The sequence below is a fragment of the Mucilaginibacter sp. genome (assembly GCF_039925265.1).
GTDB lineage: Bacteria > Bacteroidota > Bacteroidia > Sphingobacteriales > Sphingobacteriaceae > Mucilaginibacter.
Map to the genome: position 1 here is coordinate 1 of NZ_JBDSZG010000051.1, position 6,010 is coordinate 6,010.

Genomic DNA, 6,010 nt, shown 5'->3' on the forward strand with positions numbered 1-6,010 from the left:
TATGAGCGACATTAAAGAAGTGAAATTGGGCAATCAGGGACTATCAGTTCCGACAATCGGCTTAGGTTGTATGGGTATGACAGATAGTTGGGGAGCGAATATATACGGAAAGGCAGATGAAAAAGAAACCATTGCCACCATTCACCGATCTCTTGAATTGGGTGGTAATTTTTTGGACACCGCAGATATATATGGCCCGTTGAAAAACGAACGCCTGGTTGCGAAAGCAATTGACGGAAACCGTGAAAAATATATCATCGCTACGAAATTCGGTTATGAAATAGATGATAATGGGCAGGGAACCACCAATATCAATGGCACTAAAGCTTATGTAAAGAAAGCTGTTGAACGTTCTCTTAAAAATCTGAATACAGATTATATCGATTTATATTATTTGCATCGTCTTGACCAGAAAACCCCAATTGAAGAAACCGTTGAGGCAATGGCAGACTTGGTGAAAGAAGGAAAAATAGGTTATATCGGATTATCGGAAGTCGGTTCAGATACCATCAAAAAAGCGCATTCAGTTCATCCTATAACCGCGGTGCAAACAGAGTATTCACTTTTTGAAAGACAGGTAGAAGAATTAGGGATTGTAGCCACGCTAAATGAATTAAATATTGGTTTAGTTGCTTATTCTCCATTAGGAAGAGGATTTATTTCAGGAGAAATAAAAAAACTGGATGATATGCCTGCGGATGATTTCCGAAGGCACCTTCCACGTTTTCAAGGCGAGCAATTTGAGAAAAACATACAGTTGTTAAATGAAATAGAGAAAATAGCATCAGAGAAAGAAATCACATCTTCGCAACTGGCTTTAGCCTGGGTGATAGCCAAAGGGCATTTACCCATTCCGGGCACCAAACGCGTAAAATACGTGGAGCAAAACATTGCTGCTACGAGCGTCGCCCTTACGAACGAAGACATGAATCGTCTCGAAAAGATCATTCCTTTAGGTAAAGACACAGGCGCCAGGTACGATGCTGAAAACATGAAAGCTGTAAATTTGTAATATACAGATCGCCGGCAGTTATACGCTGGCGATTTCTTTACTGTTTATAATGTCAAAAATGGCGCAACATATTTTCAATTCTGTATCCGGCTTTCACGCTGTGATGAAGCTTAAAAAACCAACGCATCCATTGGTAAGTGTCGTGAGATTGGAAGATATCAGCCCGGAAGCCAGCAAGGATTTGGAGCAAATCGTGTTTAATTTCCACACCATCTTTTTGAAAAGGAATTTTGATGGAAGGGTTAAGTACGGCCAGAAATATTATGATTTTGACAGTGGTACAATGACTTTTTTTGCACCTAAGCAACTGATAAGCCTGGAAGGTGATAAGCCTAACAAAATAGACGGCTGGATGCTGGTTATCCATCCCGATTTCCTACACGGGTATCCACTTGCAAAAAAAATAAAAGAGTATGGTTTCTTTGATTATGCTACTCATGAAGCTTTACATCTTTCAGAAGCCGAAGACAGTATTATTGCCGGCTTGATGGAAAATCTGCAAAAGGAAATTATAGAAAGGATCGATAGTCATACTCAAGATGTTTTAATTGGACATATAGATCTTTTATTGAGCTATTGTAACCGGTTTTATACCCGTCAGTTTGTTACCCGAAAAAAGGTATCCAGTGATATGCTCCTGAGATTCGAAACTATTTTAAAAGAATATTTTACCGAAGAAAAAGCGGTAACATCAGGACTGCCAACGGTACAATATTTTGCTGACCAACTTTTTGTATCTGCCAACTACCTTAATGATATGCTCAAAAACCTCACAGGGCAAACAACACAGCAACACCTGCATAATTATCTTATTGAGCAGGCAAAAGAACTGCTCACTACAACCAACTTGTCTGTAAATGAAATTGCCTACCAATTGGGTTTTGAATACCCGCAATCTTTCAGCAAACTATTCAAAAAGAAAACGCTTACAACGCCATTAAAATTTAAACAATCTTTTAATTGAGTAAATCATAATGGCGCTTTCGAACGCATACTGTCTAAAATAATCATTGATGTTAATTTATGGGTTGATAAATAAAGTTTTTGAATTTAACGGTACCATCACCTACAGCACACAATCCCAGTCGTAAACTGAGGAAACCACCCAGTACATTATGATTGTAAGCGGATACCTCAACAGAGTTTTTTATTTTAATCCAGTTTCGTCCATCAATACTGTAATACATATCAACAGTACTTTTTATGTTCCTGATCTTCAGAAACACATGTTTATTTATCGCATTTTTTTCCGTTGGGAACTGCCACCCCCTAAGGTTAGCCAAAATGTTTTGCTTATCGGCCAATATTCCCGAATAATACTTGTTATCGTAAAAAAGTGTCAATCCTCCGGTAGCATTTCCCTCTATAAATAATTCCACCTGTGCCGTATAAGAGTGGGTTGAAGGAATACAAGTTAAAGGAGCGCAATCAGCTACAGATTTGCCCTTGCCCTTTATTGTTAAACCGCCATCATTCAGGTGAAATCTTGTGGCATCATATTCACCAAAAAACTGCCACTGGGGTTTTAGGCTATGACCGCTGAAGTCATCGCTTAGCGTAAATGAACTTGTTAAAGTGCTTTGTTTTGGTTTTAGTATCGGCGCATCACTCTTAATGGTGCCGGGTATTTTAAACCAACCGTCCTTTGTCCATTCCACAGGTGAAAGCAGCGTTTGACGGCCCATATTATAATAGCCTTTCTCGTAAGCATGATATACCATCCACCATTTGTCATTAGTACCTTCTACTAAACTGCCGTGACCTTTTGACCACCATTTTTCTGAGTTGTCTTTCGTACGGATTATGGGATTATAGGGCGAATTTTCCCATGGGCCGAATGGTGTTTTGGAGCGTGCTGAGATTACCATGTGGCTTGTTGCAGGACCGGCTGTACCGCCCTGGGCTACGGTTAGGTAATAATAATCACCCCGTTTGGCTATTGTAGGTCCTTCCAAACAAAAACACTCTATTGACCATTCACGCGGAATCTTCCAGCCGCTATAAGCCGGTTTTAATTCACCGGTTATAGATATCCCATCATCCGACAACGGCAAATAGCCGCCGTTGTTGAAATAAAGATACCGCTTACCGTCCTTATCGGTAAAATGCCCGGGATCAATAAAATTAGCCTTCAGTTCAACGGGCTCAGTCCAGGGACCATTGATAGAATCGGCGGTAACAACAAAATTGCTATTATTTGCAGGGAAGTAGATATAATACTTGTTTTTATACTTAACCAGGTTTGGCGCCCATACCGATCCCACATATTTGTTCAGTGCATGTGTAACCGGAGTCCAGTTGACCAGGTCTTTTGATTGCCAGATTAACAGGCCGGGATAAAACTCAAAAGATGAATGTACAATGTAGTAATTGTCTCCCTCGCGCATAATGCTTGGGTCGGGGTAGTCGCCAGCAAAAATAGGATTAACAAAATATGCATCACCCTTTGTTTTGCTTTGACCTGGCTTCTGCGCCTTGGCTAAAAAAGCCGATAAACAAAGGGTTGCAGCTAAAGCGATATTTTTGATGTAATTCATAATTTGTTATCTATTTAATTTACTGGTCCCGAAGATAGTTAAACTATGCACTTTAGACATCCAGACTGTAAATTCTCACTTAACATTAGCTATAAAAACATCATATAATTTGCTTTTCTTTAAAATACCTACTGCTACAAGTTTGTAAGATATACTTACAATCTTTTAACATCGGTTGCACCTCAATTCTACGGTGCCTGTGTTAACAGTTTCCACGTCGCTTGAGGTGGTTAAGTCAAGATATTACGTCTACATGCTCAGGTACGTTCGATGCCCTCGAAGGTACGCAGCACCTCGGCCGCGTGGGCAGTGGGCTCGTATGGTGAGTTGCCGATGCCGTGTGAGGTGGGTTTCGTGGTTACGGCGTTCCAAAGCCGGTCGTAGTTGCCTGTAGCGAAGTCGAGGAGGGTGTCACGGACGAAGGTATCACGGGCAGCTTGCTCGTCGCTTTGTCCGGAGCGTACCTGCCCTACGATACCGTACATCTCCGTACCATGTACCGCGTGTGCACCCTCGACAGGGCCAATGCTGAGCAGGTAAGCGTTGCCGCCTGCTGCTGCATGGGCGAGCGCCGCACGGACGTGGGGCAGGGTAAAGGAAAAGTCGGTGAGCAATGCCCCGCGGACTTGAACTGGAGTGCGCCCATCAATGTCGTACGCGGCGATGACCGCGCGGGAGCGACTGTGTTGGATTCGATTTGTCGAGGAGAATTCCTTGACGAGGTCGCTGATGCTGCCCGGATCGAAGTCCTCAGTTTTGTGAAGGACCCACCAGTCAGTCTCGTGAGTGGTGCTGCTGAACAGGATGTCGATGTCCCGATGCCGTCCGGATTCGAGGATCCGCAGGGGATGATCCGCGATGATGCCACCCGGCTGGGTGTGGTCATCCACAATGGCGATGACATTGTTGTCGATGCCGTGCCGAGCACCGGGGTCCGCAAGTTGTGTCTTGCTCATTGTCTCGGCGAGTAACATCGCGTCGATGTTTAGCAACTGCTCTGGATCGTCCTGGATCCCGAGCTCGGTGAGCACCGCCAACGCGCGTTCCTCCGCTCCCCAAGCGGGCACAAGACGTGAAGCCATGCCGGAGAAAGCAGCCAGGTGGTGGTAAAGGCCGTCGGCTGATGGCGCGGCAAGGAGGCCGAGGGTGCAGAAGGCGCCAGCGCTGTGGCCGGTGACTGTGACGTTGTCCGGGTCGCCGCCGAAACGGGTGATGTTCGCCTTTACCCAATTGAGGGCGGTGATGATGTCCTGCAGGCCGAGGTTGCTGGCCTCCGCCAACTCGCCCCCGTACTGGGAGAGCGAGAGCCACCCGAAGGGGCCGAGCCTATAATTCAGTGATATACCAATGCAACGGCCGGAAGCAGCAAGCCCGGAAAGATTTGATGTGGTTTGTGTGTTTGATCCGAGCTCGAAGCCACCGCCAAAAATGTAGACGAGAACAGGAAGCGGTTGGCCTCCGGCGTGCTCAGGTGCCCAAACGTTGAGGTTCAGGCACTCCTCGCTAAAGCCATTGTCGGCCTCAAGCCAACTGGTGTCACCGGCTTGTAGGGGTGCAGGCCCCTTTTGGTCGTAAGGCAGGTCCGGGTTGAACGGGCAGCAATATGGGCCGGCGGAAGCGTTTTGCGGTAGCGTACGGGATGCCCAGCCATGAACGGATCGGCGGGGTAGTGGTTGTTTTTTCGCTATTCATAACATTTAGAGTTTATACCATTTGTTGCAGAGTTGTTGCTAATCTTTATGTGGAGTGAAATTAAGATTTGCCTTTCTGGCTTGCATCGATTGTAGTTTTCGGACTATATTATAGCTTTTCCCATCTTTGATAAAATGAGCTCCTGTCTGTTTGAAAATGAAAGTCACATTGTTTTTAATGCAAGCTTGCCTAATGGCTTCTACCCATTCGAAATTGCAGGGTCTTGCTTTATCGCCAGACTCTCCGCCAACAATAACCTGATCTATCCAACCGTCGGCAAGGTATTCTGTGAGATCAATAGGCCCTAATAAGGGTTCGCATATAAGTGATTTATTTTTAATGAGGACGTCCCTGAACAGAGGTAACCGCAAATCAGCCTGTTTTTGATTTTCTACTGAGCAGAGCAAAGAGACGTTCTGATAACCAGTTCCCCAATCCCCAGGCAGGCACTTCTCGATTCGGTCAACCCTCTTTGTAGCAATGGAAAATGAAAGATCTTTCCTTATTCTCATCATTGACCAGGCCTCGTCTCTCCATTCATCAGCATTTTCTATAAAAAAATCCGAAGAGAAGCATGTCCACAAATGTTCTCCAGGAGGAACTTTAAAAGTTCCGTCCCTCTTTTTTTTAATGGGCAGGTCATAGCTTTTTGTTTTATAGACATTTCTACTGTCTATCCCATAAAGTGCATCCCTGCGAAAAACATAACAGTTTTTGCAGCCTTCACTGATTTTTATACAACCGTGCCACAGGTTCCAAATGACAGACA

Annotated in this window: 6 protein-coding genes; 2 read left to right on the forward strand and 4 right to left on the reverse strand. The window is 44.7% G+C overall.

Annotated elements, in window-relative coordinates; all coding sequences use genetic code 11:
- Nucleotide 1 precedes the first annotated feature (1 nt).
- Together ABIX36_RS23360 and ABIX36_RS23365 are read left to right on the forward strand one after the other, a co-directional pair.
- Nucleotides 2–1,012 (forward strand): aldo/keto reductase, encoded by a 1,011-nt coding sequence (locus ABIX36_RS23360; RefSeq protein WP_348084581.1) that lies wholly within the window; start codon nt 2–4, stop codon nt 1,010–1,012.
- Between the two features lie 58 nt (nt 1,013–1,070).
- Nucleotides 1,071–1,976 carry a helix-turn-helix transcriptional regulator gene (locus ABIX36_RS23365; protein ID WP_348084582.1) on the forward strand — a complete coding sequence of 302 codons (906 nt, stop codon included), beginning with the start codon at nt 1,071–1,073 and terminating at the stop codon, nt 1,974–1,976.
- Between the two features lie 52 nt (nt 1,977–2,028).
- On the opposite strand, the gene ABIX36_RS23370 is transcribed toward ABIX36_RS23365, so the two are convergent.
- The 4 genes from ABIX36_RS23370 to ABIX36_RS23385 form a co-directional block, all read right to left on the reverse strand.
- Complete coding sequence (locus ABIX36_RS23370; RefSeq protein WP_348084583.1) at nt 2,029–3,549, reverse strand: family 43 glycosylhydrolase; 1,521 nt, start codon at nt 3,547–3,549, stop codon at nt 2,029–2,031.
- Nucleotides 3,550–3,806: 257 nt separating this feature from the next.
- Nucleotides 3,807–5,129 (reverse strand): carboxylesterase family protein, encoded by a 1,323-nt coding sequence (locus ABIX36_RS23375; RefSeq protein WP_348084586.1) that lies wholly within the window; start codon nt 5,127–5,129, stop codon nt 3,807–3,809.
- The gene (locus ABIX36_RS23380; protein WP_348084584.1) at nt 5,086–5,241 is read right to left on the reverse strand and encodes a hypothetical protein; all 156 of its coding nucleotides are present in this window, start codon (nt 5,239–5,241) and stop codon (nt 5,086–5,088) included. Before ABIX36_RS23380 ends, ABIX36_RS23375 begins: the two co-directional genes overlap by 44 nt.
- 38 nt (nt 5,242–5,279) lie before the next feature.
- On the reverse strand, nt 5,280–6,010 hold a 731-nt coding region (locus ABIX36_RS23385; protein WP_348084585.1), incomplete at its 5' end, for a DUF5131 family protein.

Bases quoted from the DNA above. Each gene is read 5' to 3' on its own strand.
- ABIX36_RS23370 (WP_348084583.1), bottom strand. From the start codon at position 3,549: ATGAATTACATCAAAAATATCGCTTTAGCTGCAACCCTTTGTTTATCG.
- ABIX36_RS23360 (WP_348084581.1), top strand. From the start codon at position 2: ATGAGCGACATTAAAGAAGTGAAATTGGGCAATCAGGGACTATCAGTT.
- ABIX36_RS23365 (WP_348084582.1), top strand. From the start codon at position 1,071: ATGGCGCAACATATTTTCAATTCTGTATCCGGCTTTCACGCTGTGATG.
- ABIX36_RS23380 (WP_348084584.1), bottom strand. From the start codon at position 5,241: ATGAATAGCGAAAAAACAACCACTACCCCGCCGATCCGTTCATGGCTG.